This window comes from Pedobacter sp. NO84, assembly GCF_059703915.1.
In genome coordinates this window covers 3,561,954-3,584,234 of sequence record NZ_AP046575.1, presented here as the reverse complement: position 1 = coordinate 3,584,234, position 22,281 = coordinate 3,561,954, and the positions used below count along the sequence as shown (strand labels likewise).

Annotated in this window: 16 protein-coding genes; 5 read left to right on the top strand and 11 right to left on the bottom strand. The window is 41.4% G+C overall.

The annotated features are described in order from the left end of the window. The first annotated feature begins 18 nt into the window (after positions 1–18). Entirely contained in the window at positions 19–1,371 is a 1,353-nt protein-coding gene (locus AC6H0V_RS15840; RefSeq protein WP_497561172.1) for a M20/M25/M40 family metallo-hydrolase, read from the top strand. Here AC6H0V_RS15840 and AC6H0V_RS15835 read toward each other — a convergent pair. From AC6H0V_RS15835 to AC6H0V_RS15825, 3 genes are read right to left on the bottom strand one after another with little or no spacing between them, the layout of a single operon-like run. After that, positions 1,357–1,854 carry a GNAT family N-acetyltransferase gene (locus AC6H0V_RS15835; protein WP_497561171.1) on the bottom strand — a complete coding sequence of 166 codons (498 nt, stop codon included), beginning with the start codon at positions 1,852–1,854 and terminating at the stop codon, positions 1,357–1,359. The genes AC6H0V_RS15840 and AC6H0V_RS15835 overlap by 15 nt on opposite strands. Continuing rightward, positions 1,851–2,414, bottom strand: coding sequence for a thiamine pyrophosphokinase (locus AC6H0V_RS15830; protein ID WP_497561170.1), 564 nt, complete (start codon positions 2,412–2,414; stop codon positions 1,851–1,853). The genes AC6H0V_RS15835 and AC6H0V_RS15830 overlap by 4 nt, the downstream gene beginning before the upstream one ends. A gap of 26 nt (positions 2,415–2,440) precedes the next feature. Further along, positions 2,441–3,055 carry a hypothetical protein gene (locus AC6H0V_RS15825; RefSeq protein WP_497561169.1) on the bottom strand — a complete coding sequence of 205 codons (615 nt, stop codon included), beginning with the start codon at positions 3,053–3,055 and terminating at the stop codon, positions 2,441–2,443. A gap of 81 nt (positions 3,056–3,136) precedes the next feature. On the opposite strand from AC6H0V_RS15825, the gene AC6H0V_RS15820 reads away from it, so the two are divergent. Continuing rightward, complete coding sequence (locus AC6H0V_RS15820; protein ID WP_497561168.1) at positions 3,137–3,637, top strand: DUF1579 domain-containing protein; 501 nt, start codon at positions 3,137–3,139, stop codon at positions 3,635–3,637. Between the two features lie 75 nt (positions 3,638–3,712). On the opposite strand, the gene AC6H0V_RS15815 is transcribed toward AC6H0V_RS15820, so the two are convergent. The 3 genes from AC6H0V_RS15815 to AC6H0V_RS15805 all read right to left on the bottom strand — a co-directional run bounded on the left by AC6H0V_RS15815 (position 3,713) and on the right by AC6H0V_RS15805 (position 6,176). Next, positions 3,713–4,528 carry an SDR family oxidoreductase gene (locus AC6H0V_RS15815; protein ID WP_497561167.1) on the bottom strand — a complete coding sequence of 272 codons (816 nt, stop codon included), beginning with the start codon at positions 4,526–4,528 and terminating at the stop codon, positions 3,713–3,715. A 46-nt stretch (positions 4,529–4,574) separates the two neighbouring features. Next, a complete protein-coding gene (uxuA, locus tag AC6H0V_RS15810; RefSeq protein ID WP_497561166.1) occupies positions 4,575–5,765 on the bottom strand; it encodes a mannonate dehydratase in 1,191 nt (396 codons plus the stop codon). Between the two features lie 237 nt (positions 5,766–6,002). After that, complete coding sequence (locus AC6H0V_RS15805; protein ID WP_497561165.1) at positions 6,003–6,176, bottom strand: DUF6496 domain-containing protein; 174 nt, start codon at positions 6,174–6,176, stop codon at positions 6,003–6,005. Positions 6,177–6,406: 230 nt separating this feature from the next. Between AC6H0V_RS15805 and AC6H0V_RS15800 the strand changes: the two genes are divergently transcribed. Next, the gene (locus AC6H0V_RS15800; RefSeq protein ID WP_497561164.1) at positions 6,407–9,040 is read left to right on the top strand and encodes a PAS domain S-box protein; all 2,634 of its coding nucleotides are present in this window, start codon (positions 6,407–6,409) and stop codon (positions 9,038–9,040) included. Positions 9,041–9,168: 128 nt separating this feature from the next. Here the strand turns inward: AC6H0V_RS15800 and AC6H0V_RS15795 are convergent, their stop codons facing one another. After that, a complete protein-coding gene (locus AC6H0V_RS15795; protein WP_497561163.1) occupies positions 9,169–11,697 on the bottom strand; it encodes a phosphocholine-specific phospholipase C in 2,529 nt (842 codons plus the stop codon). Positions 11,698–11,935: 238 nt separating this feature from the next. On the opposite strand from AC6H0V_RS15795, the gene AC6H0V_RS15790 reads away from it, so the two are divergent. Next, positions 11,936–12,265, top strand: coding sequence for a hypothetical protein (locus AC6H0V_RS15790; protein WP_497561162.1), 330 nt, complete (start codon positions 11,936–11,938; stop codon positions 12,263–12,265). 6 nt (positions 12,266–12,271) lie between these two features. Continuing rightward, positions 12,272–12,688 carry an SH3 domain-containing protein gene (locus AC6H0V_RS15785; RefSeq protein ID WP_497561161.1) on the top strand — a complete coding sequence of 139 codons (417 nt, stop codon included), beginning with the start codon at positions 12,272–12,274 and terminating at the stop codon, positions 12,686–12,688. Between the two features lie 162 nt (positions 12,689–12,850). On the opposite strand, the gene AC6H0V_RS15780 is transcribed toward AC6H0V_RS15785, so the two are convergent. The 4 genes from AC6H0V_RS15780 to AC6H0V_RS15765 all read right to left on the bottom strand — a co-directional run bounded on the left by AC6H0V_RS15780 (position 12,851) and on the right by AC6H0V_RS15765 (position 22,278). After that, positions 12,851–16,003: a GH92 family glycosyl hydrolase gene (locus AC6H0V_RS15780; protein ID WP_497561160.1), complete on the bottom strand. Its 3,153-nt coding sequence runs from the start codon at positions 16,001–16,003 to the stop codon at positions 12,851–12,853. A gap of 156 nt (positions 16,004–16,159) precedes the next feature. Continuing rightward, on the bottom strand, positions 16,160–18,514 hold the full coding sequence (locus AC6H0V_RS15775) for a GH92 family glycosyl hydrolase (protein WP_497561159.1): 2,355 nt from the start codon (positions 18,512–18,514) through the stop codon (positions 16,160–16,162). Positions 18,515–18,525: 11 nt separating this feature from the next. Continuing rightward, on the bottom strand, positions 18,526–19,926 hold the full coding sequence (locus tag AC6H0V_RS15770; protein WP_497561158.1) for a sugar porter family MFS transporter: 1,401 nt from the start codon (positions 19,924–19,926) through the stop codon (positions 18,526–18,528). A gap of 21 nt (positions 19,927–19,947) precedes the next feature. Further along, positions 19,948–22,278, bottom strand: a complete 2,331-nt coding sequence (locus AC6H0V_RS15765) for a GH92 family glycosyl hydrolase (RefSeq protein WP_497561157.1) — start codon at positions 22,276–22,278, stop codon at positions 19,948–19,950. Positions 22,279–22,281 lie beyond the last annotated feature (3 nt).

Here is a 22,281-nt window from a genome sequence, read left to right as displayed (position 1 = left end):
TTAATTGAAATTTAAAATATGAAAAGTAAGACAGCGATTACGCAAAGCTTTAAAACCTTAATTTTAGTTGCGGCTCTTGGCGTGACAATAACTTCTTGTTCTACACAAAAGGGATTGAGTACCAAAGGTGATGTAATTACCAAAGAATATGTAGACCACCTGATTAAGAGTTTGAGCAGTGACGACATGCAGGGCAGGGGCACGTTCACCCCTGGGATAGACAAAGCAGCCTCATTTATTGAGAACGAATTTAAGGAAGTTGGCCTCAAACCATTAACTGGCGCCACAGGCTACCGACAAACATTTTATAAATATCAGTTAAAATTAAATGCTACGCAGGTTTCTATTGATGGTAAATCGATCGCTGATGATCACATTGTTGTTTTGGGCAACAATAGTGCGGAGCTATCTTTTGATAATACCAATGCTGATGGATGGATTAAATTTGATCCAGAAAAACCATTTATGGATCAATACCGGGCCGTAGCCAGGAGTGGCAAAAAACAGCTGGTTTTGGTTGATGTTAAATTTGTGGACGCCTTTAACCGATTAAAAACAATACCAAGCAGACCAGTTGACGAAAAAGATCTAACCTCGGCTAAACCCGGAGCGATTGTAATGGTATTAGATGTGGATACCGTGGCTAGAAATTTTAATGTATCGCTTAAAAGTGAACTTGTTAAAATGCCATTGTTTAATGTAGCGGGCATTATTCCTGGCAAATCCAAAGCTAAAGAAATGGTTATATTTTCAGGGCACTATGATCATTTGGGCATTGTGAAGCCTAAAGAGGGTGATAGTATCATGAACGGAGCCGATGATGATGCTTCGGGCACGTCAGCGATGATAGCCTTAGCCAAGTACTATAAAAAACTGAACAATAATGAGCGTACCTTGATCTTTGTTGCCTTTACCGCGGAAGAAATTGGTGGCTACGGCGCCCGTTATTTTTCTCAGCAGTTAAATCCTGATGATGTTGTTGCAATGTTTAATATTGAAATGATTGGAAAAGACAGCAAGTTTGGCAAGAACACCGCATTTATTACGGGATATGAGAGATCTGATTTTGGTAAAATCTTACAGAAAAACCTTGAAGGAACCGAATTTACATTCCATCCCGATCCTTATCCAGCTCAGAACTTATTTTACCGGAGCGACAATGCAACATTAGCTGCCCTTGGCGTACCGGCACATACCATAAGTACCGACCAAATAGATATTGATAAATTTTATCACACTAATAAAGATGAATATGAAACACTTGATGTAGAGAATATTCTATCAACCATCAAAGCGATCGCAAAAAGTGCGGTAAGTATTGTTAAAGGTGTTGATACCCCAACACGGATTCCAAAATTAGCCCAGCGTTAATTCCATCACATAATCGTTCATAAAGAAGCCGTTGCCTAGATCTAGGTCAACGGTTTCTTTTATTTTAAAACCTGCCCTTTCGTAAAAATCTTTTGCTTTATTATTTCGGTTTACATTAAGCTGCAATGTTTTTCCACCACTGCGGATAGCTAAGTTTACTACTTCGTTCATCAAGATTTTACCTACACCTTTGCCGTGCATTTCTGGCAAGACATAGATTTTATGAAGTTTATATACTTTATTTTCGGGATCGATGATCGAAAAACTCGCAAAACCAACTTCTTTTTCTTCCTCTTCGGCAATCAAGAACGTATGGCCCTTTTGCAATTGCGATAAGAGTTCTCCCTCATTGTACATCAGATCTAACATATACCTTAACTGAACAGGGCTGATGTAGGCACTATACGTATGGGGCCAAATCCTTTCGGCCAAATCGCTGATGATCGGTAGATCTTTTTCCTTTGCTTTTCTTAATAGGATCATAACAATTCGCTCAAAAATAAGAAGGGTGTACTAAAATCAAGTTTTACAAAGCCATCTTTTATAACTACAAAATCACCGTTTTCGTCTTGCTTCAAATTGGATGTTTCGAAGTAAGAAATAATATCAATTTTAAAGATCGTGCCAGCTGGTTTCCAAACGCTAAATCCGGGTTTTATCGCATAGCTTTTGGTGGTTTCTGTAAATAGCACAATGTTGATATCGTATAACAGGTGCGCCAAATCATCAAATTTATCTTCGTTGCTTATGATATTAACCGCTGGATATTTTTCTGAGATCAGGTATCGAACCGCTGTTACCAGATCATCGTTTGGCGAAAATATGAACTTTGTGTTTTCTTGGATATTTACGTTCTCCTCTTTCCCAATTACCGCATCAACTTTCAATCCCAGTGAAATGGCTTTTTCATAATTGCTTGAGGCCACCAAAAGTGTTGGACTCCATTCTAAAAGCTGACCCAAATGCTCTTCGTCAAAATTTCCAAGATGATGAATGTATAATGCGGGCTCCTGCTTTTCTCTTACAATATGATGTGATGACATGAGACGAAGTTAAAAAATTATAGCGGTCAGAAAGAAGAATTCTTGAAAGCATCCAGCATTGCTTTTTTATCTGCCTCATTGTTATAATTGATAGTAACGCTGAAATCGTTTCCCTGTAAAAGGTTCGAAAAAATTAACTGGTTCATCACTACATCACCCGTTGGCCCATATAATTTAATGTAAAAAGTATGGAATGGCATGCCACCCAAAATTTCTTTACCTGAGGCGGTGTCTATTTTAATTTTCTGTCCTGCGTAAGCATCAAAAATTGCTTTGTTCGTTAATCTATTGCTTTCGGCATAAGGCCCATTTTTTCTCTGATTATACGGTTGAAGTGTAGCAACTAACTGGTTGAACTGATTTTTCTGAAAATTCACCAAGTGTATCAAACTAGCCGTTTTCACATTTGCACCATTTGCCTTTGCAATGGCATCCCTCCCTTTCTGTTCGTTCTGCTTTACCCTGTTATCACTTAATGATTTAAAACCTTTAGGGATTTTGATAGACCAGCCTAATTCAGGGTTTACATAGGTTTCTTCTTTTTCTGGCACAGCCCGATCAGACTTCTCTATTTTTGGTGCTGGAGTACAGGCTATCCAAAAAAATATATACAGAAAGGCGAGCTTAGCTTTTATTTTCATATCTAGCTTTGACAATCTTTAAAAGATTGTCAAAGCTTCTAAAGATTGTCAAAGCTAAATAAATTCTTTATTTTAGTGTTGATGAGCAAAAGTAAATTCGAAATTTCTAAAGAAAGCGGTCAGCATTTGCGTTTGGCGAGCTTAGCCGGAAGTTGGGACGGCAATACCCGTACCTGGTTTGAGAAAGATATTTTAGCAGACGAGTCGCCTATGCGGGCAACGATATCAATCATCATGGATGGCAGGTTTTTGAGTTATGCCTACCAAGGATCTTTAGAAGGAAAGCCATACGAGGGCAAAATGTTATGGGGTTATGATCTGGGTAACCAGAAATGCCAATGCAGTTGGGTTGATACCTTCCACATGGGAACGGGAATTATGCATTCGGAAGGCCAAGAAACCGGTAATGGATTTAGTGTACTTGGCAGTTATAGTGGCCCTGGTATACCCGAACCATGGGGCTGGAGAACAGAGTTAGAAATCATCAATCCTGATCAGTTTTTAATACGTGCATTTAATATTTCGCCAGAAGGCGATGAGGCGAAGGCAACGGAAACTATTTATCACCGCATTAGGGGGTAAAGCGTGTGGCGTTGAGCGATAAGCGTTGACACAACCCCTTACGCTTATCGCCAAACGCTAGCCGACTAGTTCCTACTAAACCCCACTATTTACAAAAAATCCCCCATCTACATTTATTACCGTGCCGGTTACAAATGCTGAGGCATCACTCAACAACCATTGTAGGGCGCCGATTAACTCATCTGTTGCACCAAAACGTTTAAATGGAGTTTGTTTAATCACCAAATTTCCTCTTTCGGTATAAGAACCATCTGTATTTGTTAAAAGCGCCCGATTTTGTTCGGTAAGAAAAAACCCAGGAGCGATCGCATTCATCCTTACCTTATCACCGAAGCGATTGGCCAACTCTACAGCAAACCATTGGGTGTAGCAATCAATCGCTGCCTTGCCCATACTATAGCCCAATACCCGTGTGATTACCCTTTTTGAGCTCATCGATGAGATATTTACAATACTTCCTTTACCAGAATCGACCATGGCTTTTCCAAAAATCTGCGTAGGCAACAACGTTCCCCAGAGATTAAGGTCCATCGCTTTGCGCATACCATCCATGTTGATCCCAAAAATATCATCGTCTTTTTGGATAATCGCCTCCGGAATATTCCCTCCCGCAGCATTAACCAAGCCATCTATTCTTCCAAATTCATTCAGCACCTTATCCTTTGCTTTTTCGAGCGCTACTTCATCCAGCACATCTGCAATCAATGCAAGGGCTCGGCCCCCATTTTTAATCACTTCTTCTGTTCTGGAACGGGCAACCTGCTCATTTCTGCCCAAAATACATACGGTACCGCCAGCCGCAGTTATTCCCTTTATGAATGATTTGCCAATGATGCCCGTTCCTCCTGTTAAAACGATTACTTTATCTTTTAAAGAAAATTGATTATCCATGTATTGTAGTTTTCTAATGTTTAGTTGATGTAATTTCGATTATGTATCATTCTATGATAGACCGCTTAATCCCCAGCTCTAGTCCGCGGAGTTCTGCAAGGCCCTTTAGCCGTCCAATTATTGAATATCCGGGATAGGTGTTTCGGTTATAATCGTCTAATATTTTATGTCCATGATCAGGTCTCATCGGAATAGCTACATCCTTCCTACCTTGTTTTTCTCGTTTTTGCTGCTCTAAAATAATGTTTTTCATTACTGCATACATATCTGTACTTCCACTTAAATGTTCTGCTTCATGAAAACTTCCATTGCCTTCACGCTGGACATTCCTTAAATGCACAAAGTGGATATGTGTTCCCAAACGTTCAACCATTCCAGGAAGATCATTAGCAGGATTTGCGCCCAAAGAACCTGTACAAAATGTAAGCCCGTTACTTGGTGATGGGGCAAAATTTACAATATCGGTTAAATCTGATTCAGTGGATACAACTCTTGGTAAACCCAAAATTGGGAAGGGCGGATCGTCCGGATGGATACACATTTTAATTCCGGCTTTTTCGGCCGCCGGCATAATCGCATTGAGGAAATAGGATAAATTCTCTTTTAATTTTCTAGCGTCAACTTGGGCATACCGCTTTAGATGATGTTTAAATTCTTCAACCGTAAACACTTCGTCTGTTCCCGGCAAACCAGCCATTATGGTGTTGGTTAAAAGATCAATCTCTGCTTTCGTTAAACCATCCAAATATTTTTTTGCTACTTCTTGCTCATAAGGAGTGTTGCTTTCAAAAGCTTCCCCCCTTTTTAAAATATAGAGATCAAAAGCAGCCAAAGCAATGGCATCATACCTTAATGCACTTGCATTGTTCTTTAAACGATAATCGAGATTGGTTCTAGTCCAATCCAATACCGGCATAAAATTATAGCACACCACCTTTAACCCATTTTGGGCAAGATTAACTAGAGATTTAATATAGATCGCGATGTAATGATCCCGCTCTGGCTCACCAATTTTAATACTTTCGTGAATATTAACACTTTCTACCACAGACCACGTTAAACCAGCGTCTTCGATCATTTTTTTTCTTTTGATGATTTCCCCGACGCTCCATTCTTCTCCACAGGGGATATGGTGGAGGGCAGTAACAATGCCTGTTGCTCCAGTTTGACTAATATCTGCTAGGGTAACTTCGTCGTTAGGACCGAACCAGCGAAAGGTTTGTTCTAAATTTTGCATTATAATCTAGTTGTGATTTGACTTAATTATTATGCAATGTAACAAGAACAGTCGAAATTTTTACTGTAAATAAATCATAAGCACAGGTCGGCGTGGACAATTGTGAGTGCTTAGTCCATACAAATCCCAAGGGGCAATAGTGGCTGTGCAGCTCGGAAGCCTGGCTGGTATTTCGGAACCACATAACAACATAGTACACCTAATGAGATAAGCTTATGTTTTCTATGGATATAGCTTCTATTTCTTTTTCGGGACATTTGCTCCATCCTTTCTGGCTTCTGAGAGGCCAATTGCTATTGCTTGTTTCTTAGAGGTAACCTTTTTTCCTGAGCCCGTTTTTAATGTGCCTTTCTTTTCTTCGTGCATGGCCTGTTCTACTTTCTCGCCAGCTTTTTTTGAATATTTCGCCATTTTATTTTGATTTTAGAATTTAAATTATGAGAGCGATGGTGGATTAACATTTCAGTAAAAAAATGGTTTTAGGGAAATACTTTTTGTTTACACACCGAGCTCCCTAAATTTTCGGTGATTTTTTTATTGGTACTCACTCCAGATTGCTCTTTTTATGAAAACTGAAAATTGAATTAACCAAATCTTTTAATAAATTAGCCTCAAAAACAGCGGTTTCAAATCTCAGTTTAATGAGCAATCAAATTTCAATAGGTTACGCAGATATTTTTAAGCACAGCGTTGTTGCCATCTTAGTTATAGCTGTTGATGAAGTTTATACGATGATTGATGTGAATGATGCTTATCTGGCATCAACCAATACAACACGTGAAGATTTGATAGGAAAATCAGTTTTCAGCGTTTTTCCAGGCAATCCTACCGACGAAGTTTCCAAAAATATCGAAAGAACAATTTATTCTTTTGAACAGGCCATCGCTACCAAAAAGCCGCATACCATGAGCAATTATAGGTATGATATCCCGATCAGGGGAACCGATCAGTTTGAGGAACGATATTGGACCACCACCAATACCCCAATTTTAGATGAGGAGGGGAAGGTGAATTATTTTATACACTCGCCATCAAATGTAACCGAATTAAACCAGCTAGCAGAAAGAGAAAAAGCGGGCATCGAAGCCTTAAAACAGCAGCGAAAAAGACTATACGCCACATTTATGCAAGCTCCAGTAGGGATTGCCATTCTTAGAGGTGCGGATTATATCATAGAACTGATCAATCCGCCGCTTTGTGAAATCTATGGGAAAACCCTCGAAGAAATGAAGGGAAAACCGATTTTTGAAATACTTAGTCATACCAAAGGTCTTGGTTTTGAGCAGCTGATTGATGATGTCCGTTTAACGGGCATCCCTTTTAGAGGAAATGCGTTGCCGGCACCTCTAATGCGGAACGGCAAATTAGAAACGGCGTATCTCAACTTTGTTTACGAGCCTTTTCATGAAGATGATGGATCCATTAGTGCCGTAATTGCAATGGCTACAGAAGTTACCGAAGAAGTACTCGCCAAACAATTGATAGAGGAAAGTGAAGAAAGGGCAAGGCTTGCAGTAGCTGCTGGGGGTTTGGGCACTTTCGATCTAAATCTTGAAACTGGAGAGATGGTTACTTCTACCTTGTTCGCCAATATTTTTGGTTTTGAAGTGCCAGTGCCCAGAAGGGAATATGTAAAGGTGTTTCATCCAGATGATCTTGAAATGCGGGATCGTGCGCATGCAGAGGCCATTAAAACGGGAAAATTACTGTACGAAGCAAGGGTTATCTGGCCAGATAAATCACTCCACTGGGCACGTGTAGAGGGGAAGGTTATGTACAACAACAAGGCCAAAGCCACCCGTATTTTGGGTACCCTTTTAGACATTACCGAACAGCGCCAAGCAAGGGAAGAGCAAGAAAAGCTAATCACCTTGGTAGCAAATAGCGTAGATCTCATGTCTATTTTAGATATGAACGGCATCAATTCTTATATCAATGAAGCGGGAAAGAAGTTGTTGGGGTTTGAAACTGATGCACAAGTTTTAAGTACACCCATTTCTCAGCTTCATGCTCCACAAGATTATGACCTTGTTCAGAACGAAGTACTTCCAACCGTAATGAAGGAGGGCAGATGGGCGGGTAGGATGCTGGTTAAGCACCTTCAAACGGGTGAAATCATTCCGGTTTTTAACAATTGTATCCGGATAAATGATCCGATAACGGGTGAAATGATAGCCATTGGGGCGGTAATGAGAGATCAAAGGCCAGAGATAGCTGCCAAACAGGCATTGGCCGAAAGTGAAGAACTATTACGAAGTGTTACCACTGCCGCTCCCACAGGTTTATGGATGTCGGACGAAAATGCAGCGATTACCTACGTTAACAAAACCTGGATAGATTGGATCGGTTTAAGCTTCGAATCTCAGCTAAAAGATGGTTGGATCTCTGCACTACACGATGATGATAGAGAACGCGTTACCGAAAAATTCATCAATGCTACCTCTAGCAGGAGCTTTTATGAAGCCGAATTTAGATTTATCCATGTTGATGGTACCATCCACTGGTGTGTGGCAACAGGAAAGCCCCAATATTTTAATGGTGTTTTTACAGGTTATGTAGGTGCATGTGTAGATATTACCGACCAAAAACATCTGCAACAACAAAAAGATGATTTTATTGGCATCGCAAGCCACGAACTAAAAACCCCAGTTACGAGCATCAAAGCCTATACCCAAGTTTTAGAACGGATGCTGCTCAAAAAAGGTGAAGAGAAGGAAGCCAGCATGATCAATAAAATGGATGCACAAATTAATCGTTTAACAAGTTTAATAGGCGATTTATTGGACGTAACCAAAATCAATTCGGGCAAATTACAGTTTAACGATCGAGCATTTGATTTTAATGAATTGGTAAGCGAGATGGTCGAAGAGCTGCAACGTACTACGGATACCCATACTTTGGTTGAAGAGCTTGTACCAACAGGTATCGTATTTGGGGATAAGGAACGAATAGGTCAGGTAATTACCAATCTCATCACAAATGCCATAAAATACTCGCCGAACGCACAAAAAATTATAATCCACACCCAGGTTTCGGCCCGTGAGGTGACCTTGTGCGTCGAAGATTTTGGAATTGGAATTGCCGACGATAAGCTGAACAAAGTGTTCGAACAGTTTTATCGTGTAAGTGGCGATATGCAGCATACTTTCCCTGGCCTAGGCTTAGGACTGTATATTTCTGCCGAAATCATCAAACGAGAGCATGGCCGAATTTGGGTAAATAGCAATTATGGCAAGGGCAGTACTTTTTGCTTCTCTCTCCCTGTGAGGAGATGATTTTTGAGCTAGGAGATCGGAGTTGGGAGTTGGGAAAGCGGAGTTGGTTTAATATATCAGAATCTAATTGATTTTGCTGAAAGGCATTATGCAACTCCAAACTCAACATTACAAACTCCATACTTATCCTACACCACCCTTCCCATTACCGGGTCGGTTTTTCCAATAGCTCCGGTTTCCACCCTTCCTGCAAAACGCTCTTCAAAAGCATTGCTTTCTTTTACGTTCAGTTTAACAGAAAAATCGTACCAGTTATAATCCTTGCCTAGGCTCAGCAACACTTCGCCCACTTCACCTGGATTAATGGTTTTAAAAAGGTCAGTAGCTTTATAGCCATTGTCTTTTATAACTACATTATGAATCTTAGTATCTTCATTAGCAATGTAGAGCAACAGATTTCCGGTTAATTTTCCATCTTTCTGCTCATACTTGTAGGTAATGGCCAGTTTAGGTCTTTTCTGGTCGCCTTTAAATTCTCTGTAAAATCCGTTCGGACCATTTACACAAAGTTGATATATTCCATTTTCGAATGCATCGAGTGGCCAGCTATAGCTTAATTTATCCCCTGCTTTTACTGCGAAAGACCAATTTCTGGCAATCTCTGATTCGTTGTTGTTCTCTGTGAACTTAACCGGAACAGAAACCGTAAAGGGTGATCCTGCCGATTTTTTTCCAAAAACTTCATCCCCAACAGCAAATTTAATCTCCATTTTTTTTTGATCTTTCGTTATCCCTCCCGTACAATATAGCTCGTAAGGGAGCGCACATGCAGCGCGTATTCCCTTTTCTTGTAAAGTAAACAAATTTGGTTGTGCACTTATTTTTGCAATTTCTTGTGCCGATAATTTTTTAAATGAAGTTGGTTCCTCTTTAAATTTTGCATTAAAAATGGTCTCAATATTCTTATTTCGATTAAGGAATGGGAGTTTTTCAAGTGCAGCATCATTATATGGAGTAAATGCAGAAGTAAGGTCTCCACAAATGGTACGGCGCCATTCACTGACCGAACTGCTTTTTACCTTTTTTCTAAATTTTTGATTTACAAATCCCTCTAAAAACTGGATGGTTGAAGTATGATCAAAAAGTTCGGAGCATACTTTTCCGCCTCTGCTCCAAGGAGAAGCAATTAGCATGGGCACTCTAAATCCTAGTCCTATGGGTGCTTCACGGGCCTGGCTCTTCGGAATTCCCTGTTTAATTTCATTGGCTATGCGCACATGCTCTACCTCTGTCTCGATGCCAGCAGATACTTTTCCGGTTTCCGGCAGCTTGTTGTCTGGGATGGAGAAGGGAGGAACATGGTCGTAATAACCATCATTTTCATCGTAGGTTACAATAAAAATAGTTTTTTTCCATACTTCGGGGTTCTTGGTTAAAATATCCAAAATTTCTGAAACATACCATGCACCGTACCAAGGGGCGCTCGGGTGATCAGAAAAATTCTGTGGTCCCGCCAACCATGATACAGTGGGCAGTTTCCCTGTATTTACGTCTGTTCTAAATTGATGCAGCACATCGCCCTTTGGCACCACTACCTTCCGCTCTACACCCTTATCCATATAGGTTAATGATGCAATGCTGCGGTAGTTAGGGTCGTTTGCGTTTACTGTAAATGCATTATGATATAGCTTCTTTTGCTTTTCAGTTAACTTTTCATAACTTTCCCTGTTCCAGGTCTTAAGTTCGCTACGGGCATTATCAAGTGCTTCTTGTTTGCTTTTTAGCGCTTCTCTTGCTTTTGCAGCTGCGGCGGCATCGTCAGGGCTGGCTTCTTGGATCTTATCTATTTCAGCAGGGAGGGTATCAACCAGTTTCTGTAAATTGGTGATGTATCTTTCTGAAAATTTAACGTTGTATGCTTTAAAAAACTCTAGTAGATTACAGCCAAAATTAGATAACCAAGCTCTTTCTTCACCTACAAAACCCCCACCGCAGCTAATTTCATTTTGATAAAACTTCCAGGCAATATCCTGATCCGTTAGCAGTTCAGGAAAAGTTTCCCAACCTAGTGTAGCATGTCCATAATCTGTATTTCTTATGTGCGCTTTCGGAATGCCGTCTATATCATGGGTAATCTTACCGCTCCAAAAGAACGAACGGTTTGGCGTGGTACTAGTCATGGCCGAGCAAAAATTCTGATCGCACACGGTAAAGGCATCAGCCATTGCATAATTAAACGGAAGGTCTTCCCGGGTATAATAGCCCATGGTTAAAGGCATCTCCGCATATTTTTTATTGCTCGATTTTTTGGCCAACAACCATTTATCATGCTTTCCAAAATTATAGGCATCAACCTGGCTGGCTCTTGAATGTGGCAATGAGCCCATCCAAGTTACTTTTGTATCTTTAATATCCAGTCTAAATGGCGCATAAGTATTTCCTACAGCATCGGTTTGTAGCCATACCGGTTTTTGATCAGGCTGACGAATAGCTCTTGGATCATTAAACCCTCTTACACCCTGCAAGGTGCCGAAAGTATGGTCGAACGACCTGTTTTCTTGCATCAAAATCACCACATGCTCTGCATCAAGGTAGGTACTGCCTAGGGCAGGATTAATGGCCAAAGCCCTTTGTATAGCTGGTGGCAACATATTGGCCATCATAGCGCCACCTGAAAGCAAAGCTGCCTTTTTTAGAAAATCTCTTCTAGAATCCATTTCGAAATAATGTGAAAGTTTAAATATACCAATTCTTCGATTTTATGAGCAAAATGAATGTTTTCCATCAAAAAAATTACCGAAATGAAAGTATTCGAAGTTAGAGTAGGAAAGTTAAGTTTAGTTTAAGGGAGGGTTAAGAATAGTAATTGTTTAATTGTTTCGACTAAAGGCCAAAAACATTTATCCCTCCATAAACGTTATCGAGCATAACTATTCACTAATAACCCTTATACCTATGAAAAATTTTAAGACCTTATTTATTGCGGCTTCATTAGTAGCTGCTCTTCAATTTCCTTCATGTAAAGGTGGGAACAAAGACAAAACCGCTACTGATACAACAGCAAATGTAGCTCCACCTCCAGCACCTGTTGTTGTTGCCACTGACGATACCCTAACTACAAGAACAACAGATGCAACAAAAGATTATCCAGGGGTTACCGCTACTGTTAGCAATGGCGAAATTACATTAACAGGAAATATAGACAGAGCAAAACTGCCAAATCTGATGAAAGGTCTAAATGCTTTGCAAGCCAAAAAAATAAATAACAATTTAACTATTAAATAAAAACACATGGCTTTACAAGATAAATACAGTGAACTTATTACTGCAGCCCAAAATGGCGGCATCAGCAATTTACAGGTTAGAGAACAAGGCAATGTGTTATATATCGATGGCACCTCATCAAGTGGGGAGCTGAAAGATAAACTTTGGGAAATCTACAACAAAATAGACCCTGATTTTAGGGCCGGAGACCTTATCTTGAACATCGATGCTTCGGCCGCTGCCGGAACCCAAGCAAAGGTAACTACTGAATCTTCTAACCTAAACATAAGGAAAGGTCCGGGTACAGACCAAGAAATTGTGGGCAAGGCCGCTCATGGCGAAACCATTACCGTCGTGAGTAGGGCAAATAACCAATGGAGCTTGGTACGAACAGCCAATGGCGAAGAAGGCTATGCGTATAGCCAATACCTCACCCAAGTTTAAGACAGCCATGGTCGGTGTCTCACCGACCAATAGTAATGAGATGGCAAACAATTAGCATAAACACAAAAGGCACTCGTGCGGGTGTCTTTTTGTATTAGTAATGGTCAGTGAGACACTGACCACTGCCACTGAACACGGCATTGACCATGCCTCTACCTATGGCTAATAAGGCATTGCCCCAATCCCCCATTTTTCATTTGCCTTAGGCCCCATCACCAAGGTTAGCTTTCCACCTTTTAACAATTCGCTAGCCTTAAACCAGAAGTTGGTTAAGGGCTTGCCGTTTAGGGTTGCACTTTGAACATATTTATTTTCTCTAGAAGAATTAATAGCTTCGATATCAAAAGTTTTACCACGGCCATATTGTTGGTCAAGGTTTAAGGTAACTTTTTTAAAGATCGGACTACCGATTTCGTATATAGGGTCTACACGTGTGCCACCATCCATCTGGAACAGACCAAGGGCGGCCATAATAAACCACGAGCTCATCTGGCCTTGATCTTCATCGCCCAAATAAGCGTTGGCCACCCCATAGCCATAGTAACGATCTACAATAGAGCGACTCCATTTTTGTGTAAGCCAAGGTTGTTTCACATAGTTAAACAAGAATGCAAAGTGCATCGATTGCTGGTTGCCCTGTGTAACTGGATAATCCCAATATTGATCGTTAGGTGCATTGAAACGCCATTTTACACTTTCATTAAATCCCCAGCTCAATCTTTCTTTGAAGCGCGATTCGCCTATCATCTTTGCTAGGCCAGTAACATCCTGAGGCACAAAATAGGTTAGCTGCCAAGCATTTCCTTCTACATATTGTTCGTTTCGGCCCGATTGGAAAGCATCGAAATTTGGAAACCAGGTACCATCAGATTTTTTCATCCGCGCGTATCCGGTTTCGGTGTCAATAACATTCTTCCACCATGTGCCACGATCTGCATACTCTTTAAATTTAGACGTTTTTCCCAACGCTTTTGCAAATTGTGCTACGGTATAATCATCAAAGGCATATTCCAATGAATTACTGAACCTTCCCTTATCATAAGGCACAAAGTGATACTTGATATAGGCTTCAAAATCCTGGTTTCCTGCCAAGGCACCTCCCACTTTGGTTTGGGGCGTAGATACAGTTTTATCAGCCGCAGCAAAGGCTTTATCTGCATCATAATCTCTAATTCCCATCTGATAGGCGCTTACAATTAACGGTACTTCATGTTCTGCAACCATTACGGGAATATATTCCATCCCAGCAGGACCTTTTGCTAGCCAACCATTGGCATCATACATCGCCAATTGAGATTTTACCCATTTAGACGACCATTCTGGAGTTACCAAGTTCCAAAACTGGTTTAAGTTCCAAAAGGTATTCCAAAAGGCATCGCAACCTAGTGCGATGCCATCAGGTGTTTTAAACTGTTGTAATTGCTCGGTGGCATCGATCCATTTTCCGTCTACATCGCTAAACGTATTTCTGCTGCAGAGGGCGCGGTACATGTTGGTATAAAAACGGACTTTCTCCCTTCGGTCGTTACTAGTGGTGGTTACTCTACCCAACAATTGATCCCATACATTTAACTGGTTTTGCTGTACCTTCTCGAAACTCCATCCAAAAGGTTTGCTAATTTCCGTTTCCAAATTTAAGGACGCTCCTTCGATGCTTACATAAGAAATGCCTGTACGCATCTGTACAACTTGGTTTGTTCTGGTATCAAATTCTACAAAAGCACCAGCATCTTTCGCATCCTTAATATTGATCAGGTCTCCTGAACCCACCTCATCGTTTACCCAATTGCCAAACTTTTTAATGGGCTGGTCAAATTCGATTACGAAATTGACCACATATTCCTGTTCGCTCGATCCAGCTTGTGCAATCCACACCTGTGGCGCAAATTGTTTGCTTGTGCCTTCGATTCGATAATCGCTCACCTTTTTTAAGGTAACTTCGGCCAATTTATATTTGTTTTCTGCCGGAGTCTGTAAATCAATCATGATTCGCGAATCGGTTCCCTTGGGATAGGTATAGCGCATAAAACTCGCCCGTGTTGTGGCCGTAACTTCGGCCTTGATGTTGTAATCGGTTAAAGTAACTTTATATGCACCCAAAGGCGCTTCCTCGGTTTCCTTATCAATACGTGACCGATAGCCTACACCCGGTTCGCTGCGCTGATCGCCAACCTTTGTTTTTAATGGGCCATTTACAGGCAGTACCCCCAAGCCACCCATCGTCCATTCGTGGATGTGGCTAAAAGCTCCAATGCTCTCAAAGGTGGGATCATAACCCGCCTGCCATCCATCGTTCTGGTTATCTGGACTTAATTTAACCATGCTAAATGGCATCCATGGTCCAGGAGCGATCATCCATCTGGAGTGGGCGGTGCCGATGCGGGTATCTACATAATGCGAAAATGAAACCAGTTTATTCGGACTGCGTTTTATCGTTCCGCTTGCGATAAGCTGCCCGTCGGATAACACTTCGTATTTACTCGATTTGCCCGATTTAACCGCAGGCATAGGGGCTTCAAATTGATACTTCCCTGTTTCTAGTTTTTCGTTAAAAATTGCTACTCCGTCTAAGCGTACCGTCAAGTTAGGTTTGCCAGTTAGGCGTTCAACTTCTATTAGCAAGGGCTGAAACCGCGTACTTTTTAAAGTAACCTCATAATCTGCTGGCAACACCGACCGCACATAACTGTTCTTTGGAGCTTTTATGGTGGTACCCGATGGGCCCTCTAATCTGATCTGGTCAAAAACCATCCACGAACCATCCAGAGAGGTGAGTTGGATTTCGTTATTTCCGACATGCAAAGATTTAGCCGCAATGGGAATTTCTATTTTATGTTCTTTGGCAGCCGTTAAATCGCCCGAGTAAACCATGCTTTTATCGCCTTTGGGCAATTGCATTACCGTGGCTTTTCCGTTGATGCTTACTTTAAACAATGGGGGTTTCTCGGCATTATAACCAACCAGATCAATGATAAGATTAGAATTGGTAGCTTCTGAAACTTTATCAAGATCAAAAAGTATAGTGGCTAAGTGCGCCCTGATGCCCGCAGTTGGTGCAGTACCTCCCCAGCTATCCTTTGGGCCCGGCAAAATATAGGGGAATTCTTTTTCAGTCTTCGAAAATCCTACCAGATAAAACCGATCCTCCCAACCAAAATCATATTCTAGAAACCGTTTATAATCTGATGGGGCCAATGCCATACCTGTGGCCTGATTATCAGATTCGCCAATTTTCCATATAACCTTTGTCTGGGCATTGGCCGATAAGGTAATAATAGCAATGAATAAACTGAGTAGGGTTTTGAACTTTCTCATTTTGTTGATTTAAATATTTTAACCATATAAAAACATAGCCTATAACTATATGTACTTGTTTTTGCAGCCATCCTGATAGCTATCGGGATGTTTATTTTTTCCCTACAACATAGGCACATAGATACTATCCAATGAGCACTATGTTTATATGTGGGTTTAATAATTATCTTTCGGTGTGCTGCCCATCTGAAGCACTAATTTACCGCCCTTTTGAAGATCCTTCAATTGCATAAACGGTGTGGTTAATGCTGTTCCATTTAATGTAAATGATTGTACATATAGGTTGGTTGAACTATTATTATTTACCTCTATAGTAAAATCTTTTCCGTCATAATACTTTTTATTTCCTTTAATTATAACCTTATCAAAGAGGGGACTTCCCAATCCTACTTGCGGGTTAATATCAGTAAATCCTTTCACATCAAATAGACCCACGCTCGAAATTACATACCAGGCACCCAGTTGGCCTTGGTCTTCATCTTGTCCGTAACCATAACCATGGATTCCATCGGTTCCATAAAATTCATTTTCTATTGCCCGCACCCATTTTTGTGTTAACGAAGGTTTACCAGAAAAATTAAAAAGCCATGAGATATGAAGATTAGGCTGATTACCATGATTGTACAACCCTTCGAGCCCCGAAAATGCATCTATCTTGGTGCCTCCTCCAAAGGTGTTTTTTTGTGAGGTGGTAAAAATGCTATCCAAACGGATGTTAAAGTTTGACCGGCCCATTTTTGCGATCAGGGCTTCGGGCTCATGCGGTACATAAAAAGTGTACTGCCATGCATTTCCTTCCTGAAAGCCTCTCCAACTTTCGCTAGGTTTAAAATTTTGCATCCAAGAGCCATCGGCAAGTTTAGGATGGATTAAATTTAACTTCGGGTCATACAATTGTTCCCATCCTTTTGATAGCGCCATCAGTTGTTTATAATCTGAATCCTTGCCCAATAATTTAGCCCATTGGGCTACCGAATAACAGCTGAATGCATATTCAAGTGTGTGCGAAGCAGAATATTGCCATCTTTCGCCACCACCTACACCTTTATCCAGATGCGGAACATACCCATACTTTACAAATTGGGCAACATCTAATTTACCTGCCCCATGAGGTCTGTTTTCGCCCACCAATTCGTTTTTTAAAGATGCTTCGTAAGCTAAATCCACATCAAAATCACGAATGCCAGACATGTATGCGCTAGCCATGGCCAAACTTACAAAGTTGGTTCCAACACCAGAAACATAGCGGCTATTTGCAATCCCATCAGCAAGCCAGCCAGAGTCCTTATAAATCAAGAGTTGACTTTTTATCCAATCCGAATAATATTCTGGATAAGCAATTGCCCAAAGTTGTGTCAAGTTCCAAAATCCTCCCCAAATTGCATCGGTGTTGTAATGGTTATGCAGTGGCAGATGGTTGGGTCCTAAAGGGATCTGACCAACCGAACCATCATTTTTAGGATAAGCTCCATTAACATCACTAGCTAAACCCCGGCCCAAAAGTGAGTGGTACAAACCGGTATAAAACTTTGTCATATCGGTTATATTGGTCGATTGAACCTTGATTCGTCCCAAGTAATCGCCCCAGGTTTTTATTGCATTTTTATGGGCCTTATCAAAAGAAAGATGGGGGGCCTCAGTTAACAGATTTAACCTTGCGTTTTCGATTGAAGTGTAGGATAAACCGGCTTTGATTACAATACTTTCTTGTTCTTTTGTGGAAAAAGTTAGATACAATCCTGCACCCTTTCCGGTAATTTCATTTTTATCAGCAAAGATTTCAGCGCCTTTAAACGTGCCATGGGCATCAGGTTTTTTATCCAGCACAGCTGAAAAATACATTTTCACATCGCCACCCGGCTGATATTTCTGCACATAAACGGGATTTGTAATTACATATCCTTCAATTTTTCCCTCTGATGTAAGGTAAACTTTTGCGTCTTTTATCTCTCCTCCTTCGCCCTGCTTATGGCCGATATCAAAAAGGATGTGGGACTCTTTAGAAGCAGGAAAGGTATAGCGATGAAAAGCTACACGTGGGGTAGAGGTAAGCTCGGCTTTAATGCCATAATCCTTTAATAAAACCGAGTAATAACCTGGTGAGGCGATTTCATCTTTTCTGTCGAACCGGGAGCGGTAGCCATCATCTGGGGTTTCCAGTTTTCCGGCTAGGGTTTGTAGCTTCCCCGTGATTGGGGCAAACACTATCCCTCCAACCTGAAATTCATGAAAATTAGCAAAGCCTTCTATAGATGTATGTCTTTCATCATAGCCAACCGCATCCCACCCGTGGGCATTGCCGTAAGAACCATTGGTTGAGGGTGCCGGCTTTGCCATGGCGAAAGGTACAGCGCCAGGCGTAAAGAAAAACCATCTGCTGTGCGCCGTGCCAATTCTGGGGTTGACATAGTTTAATAATTCTTTGTTGTTTTGTGCTCTTACTGAAATAAAAGCAGCTATGATCAACAAAATAACCAGTGAAATTCTGATGATATTTTTCTCGAGATTCATTATATATACACTTAATGTAGAATAACTGGGGCATCTTCCCCATCCTTCCAATCGCTTTCGATTTCTTCTAAAGATTTGCCCTTTGTTTCTGGTAATAGTTTAAAAACAAAAATAAAGGCCAACACACAGAAAAATCCGAAGAACCAAAACGTTACAGGGCTTCCAAATTCCTTTAATAAAAATGGTGTAATAGAACCCACAATAGTGTCTGCTACCCACATCACCATGATACTGATCGCTAATGCACGACCCCGAATGGCGTTTGGAAATATTTCTGAGGCAACAACAAACTTCAATGGCCCGATAGAAAAAGCAAAACAAGCTAAGAAACCCAATAAACAAACCAGGGTCCAAATGCTTTGTGTTGCACCATAATAAAAGCAAATGCCGGTTAAAACTAAAGTAATAGCTGCACCTGCAGTTCCGTATAGGTACAATGGCCTACGTCCCCAACTATCAACTTTCCATACTGCGATCAGGGTAAATAACATATTCGCCACCCCAAAAACAACCTGGCCCAATAAAGCATTATCTACTGATACCCCTGCGGCACTTAAAATACTGGGCCCATAATACATGATCGCATTAATGCCACTAAATTGAGAGAAAAGTGGCAGCATAATTCCTATTAACAACGCTCTACGCATGTTGGGAGCAAACAGTTCCTTATAAGTAGCTTTTGCCAGGGGGACTTTGATTTTAGATTGTTCAATGTGCACATCCGTTGCACTCTGACCTGTAATACTGCTAATGATAGCCACTCCCTCTTGGGTTCGGCCTTTACTAAATAGCCATCGAGGGCTTTCGGGCACCATCAACAGTCCGATAAAAAACAATATGGAGGGGATAATACCCACACCCAGCATGCCACGCCAAACTTCGGCATTAAAAATACTTGCTAATCCAGATGTAACTTCAGGATTGGCCCCACTTAATAAAGCTGCATTACTTAAAAATGCTACTAAAATTCCAAAAGTTAAGGCAAATTGATAATACGTAACCAATCTGCCTCTTATCGCCGCCGGAGCAATTTCAGAGATATATAAAGGAACTACATTAGATGCGATTCCCACACCTATACCTCCAATTAAGCGCGAAATGATTACACCAGATAAAGTGGGCATAACCGCACATCCTATCGCAGAAAGAGCAAAAAGCGTGGCCGTAATTAGCAACGGCTTTCTCCGGCCAAGTCGATCGCTCAACTCGCCCGAAAAAACAACCCCTATAATGCACCCTACCAAAGCTGAGGATACAAACATGCTTGTTTCCAAGGTAGTTAAGGCAAATTGTTTGTCCAAGAGCGGGATAACTCCAGAAACCACAACCATGTCGAAACCAAATAAAAAACCACCTAGGGAGGCTACAAGTGTGATGGCGAGGAGACTAATTCGTTTTTGTTCATTGTTCATACGGTATATATTTAGGTGTGGTTAATTGTTGTTCGTTTTAGGCGACATAGAGGGCGGGGCATCTTCTGCTCTACTTCCCCAGTTTTGGTTTGGTTTTGGCCCCATCTGCAATACCAGTTTACCGCCATCAACCAGCTCGCTGTGGTAAAACCAAGGTTTAGCCAAAACCTTTCCGTCAAGCTGTGCCGATTGGATATATCTATTGGTATCTGAAGATTGAGGAGCTTCGATCACAAAGGTTTTGCCCTTGTAATAGTTGTTATCCAATGTAATGGTAATCTTTTTAAAAATGGGGCTTCCCATTTCATAAAATGGTTTTTCTGCCACTCCTCCATCGGTTTGAAACAATCCCATTGCTGCCATTACATACCAGGCACCCATTTGGCCTTCATCCTCATCGCCTAGCCATCCATGGTAAGGTGTTGCACCATAATACCTGTTCATGATCTCCCTCGTCCATTTTTGTGTTAGCCAAGGCTTGCCGCTGTAATTAAATAACCATGCTGCCTGCATATTAGGCTGGTTGCCATGGTTTACTGGTACCAGATCGTATTGATCGCCTTCGGCATTAAAATTGTATGTTACCGATTTTTGAAATCCATCATTTAACCTGGTATTAAATTCAGCTGTGCCCATCAGATTTAAAATACCTTGCACATCGTGTGGATTAAAGAAACTGTATTGCCAGGCATTTCCCTCGAGGTATCCAGGGCCGCTAAAATTGGTGCAACAGAAAGGACTCCATTCTTTAACCCAACTTCCATCGCGGTTTTTCATTCGGATGTATTTCACGGCTGGATCCCAGACATTTTTATAATTACCGGCTCTTTTTAAGAACTGTTCGTATTCCTTATTTTTTCCGAGTGCCTTTGCAAATTGGGCTACGCACCAATCGTCGTATGCATATTCCAAGGTGTTTGAAACCTGGCCTTCTTCGTTGGGCACATAACCTAGCTCTAAGTAAGATTTATAAAATCTGTTTCCCGCGAACCCGTTTTCTGGTGTCCTTACTCCCGGTGTGGTCTGTTGATGCATCATGGCTTCGAAGGCCAAGTTTACATCAAAATCCCTAATCCCTTTCTGATAAGCGGCCACGATGAGCGGGATTTCATGCGAAGCCTCCATAATGCCAGAATACTCTATACCTGCTGGTCCTTTAGGCAGCCATCCTCCAGTTTTATAGATTTCGAGAAGAGATTTTGCCCAGTTACTGGTTAGGTCTGGGTTTACCAGTCCCCACAGTTGGTTAAGGTTCCAGAACGTATTCCATAGGGCGTCCGAACCATAAACTGGTGATGAAGCCTGTCGAACTTTTTCATTGACATCAACATATTCGCCATTTACATCACTCCATGTGGTCCGGGCAACATAAGAGCGATAAAAGTTACTGTAAAATTTCTTTTTATCTATTTCTGTTCCGCCTTCTACTTTAACTTTACTAAGCATACCATTCCACACCTTTTTGGCATTTGCCCTCACCGCATCAAAACTCCAGTTAAACGGATCCATTTCCGATTTAAGATTTAAACGGGCGTTAGCAATGCTCACCAAAGAAATCCCAGTCTGCATAAGTATTATATCACCTGCGTTTACCTTAAAATCAGCAAATGCCCCAACCCTGTCCTTGCCCAAGATTTCCTTTATGTTTTGCTGTACTTTATCTCCATTCCATCCTCCAAAGGCTTTCATGGGCTTATTAAAGCGCACCACAAAGTGGACGGTATATTCGTTCCAGCTCCATTTCTGATGGGAGTACCCTTCGATTTCGGTTTCAGAAACCTTGGTGATCTTGGCATCAAGAATGGCAGTTTTAGCTTCGCCAGGGATATCCAGATCAAAGAGGATGTGCGCTTCTTCGTGTGCTTCGGGGTAGGTAAACCTAAAAAATCCTGCACGTGTGGTGCTCGTTAGCTCGGTATGGATATTACCGTTCATTAATGTAACGCCATAGTAGCCAGGGCTAGCTGATTCTGTTTTTTTCTCGAACCGCGATCGATAGCCCGATGTCCATCCTGTAGTTGGTGCATCTGCAGCGCCGCGGTATGTGCTCAGCAGGCCTACCGTGGGCATTACCGAGAGGCCTACCATTGTCCACGAATGGATATGGCTAAATCCGCCGATATTGTTAAGGGAATATTCGTATCCTGATTTCCAAACATCACCTTGGTTATCGGGACTGAGCTGCACCATCCCGAAAGGTAAAGTGGCTCCCGGATTTAGCATCCATCTAGATTCTGAAGTGCCCAACAGGGGATCAGCGTAATCTACTGGTTGTTTTTGTTGGGCATAGCCTGCTACTCCCACTATGTTTAGGAGCACAAGAACCAGTAAATCCTTTAACTTTAAGCCCATTGG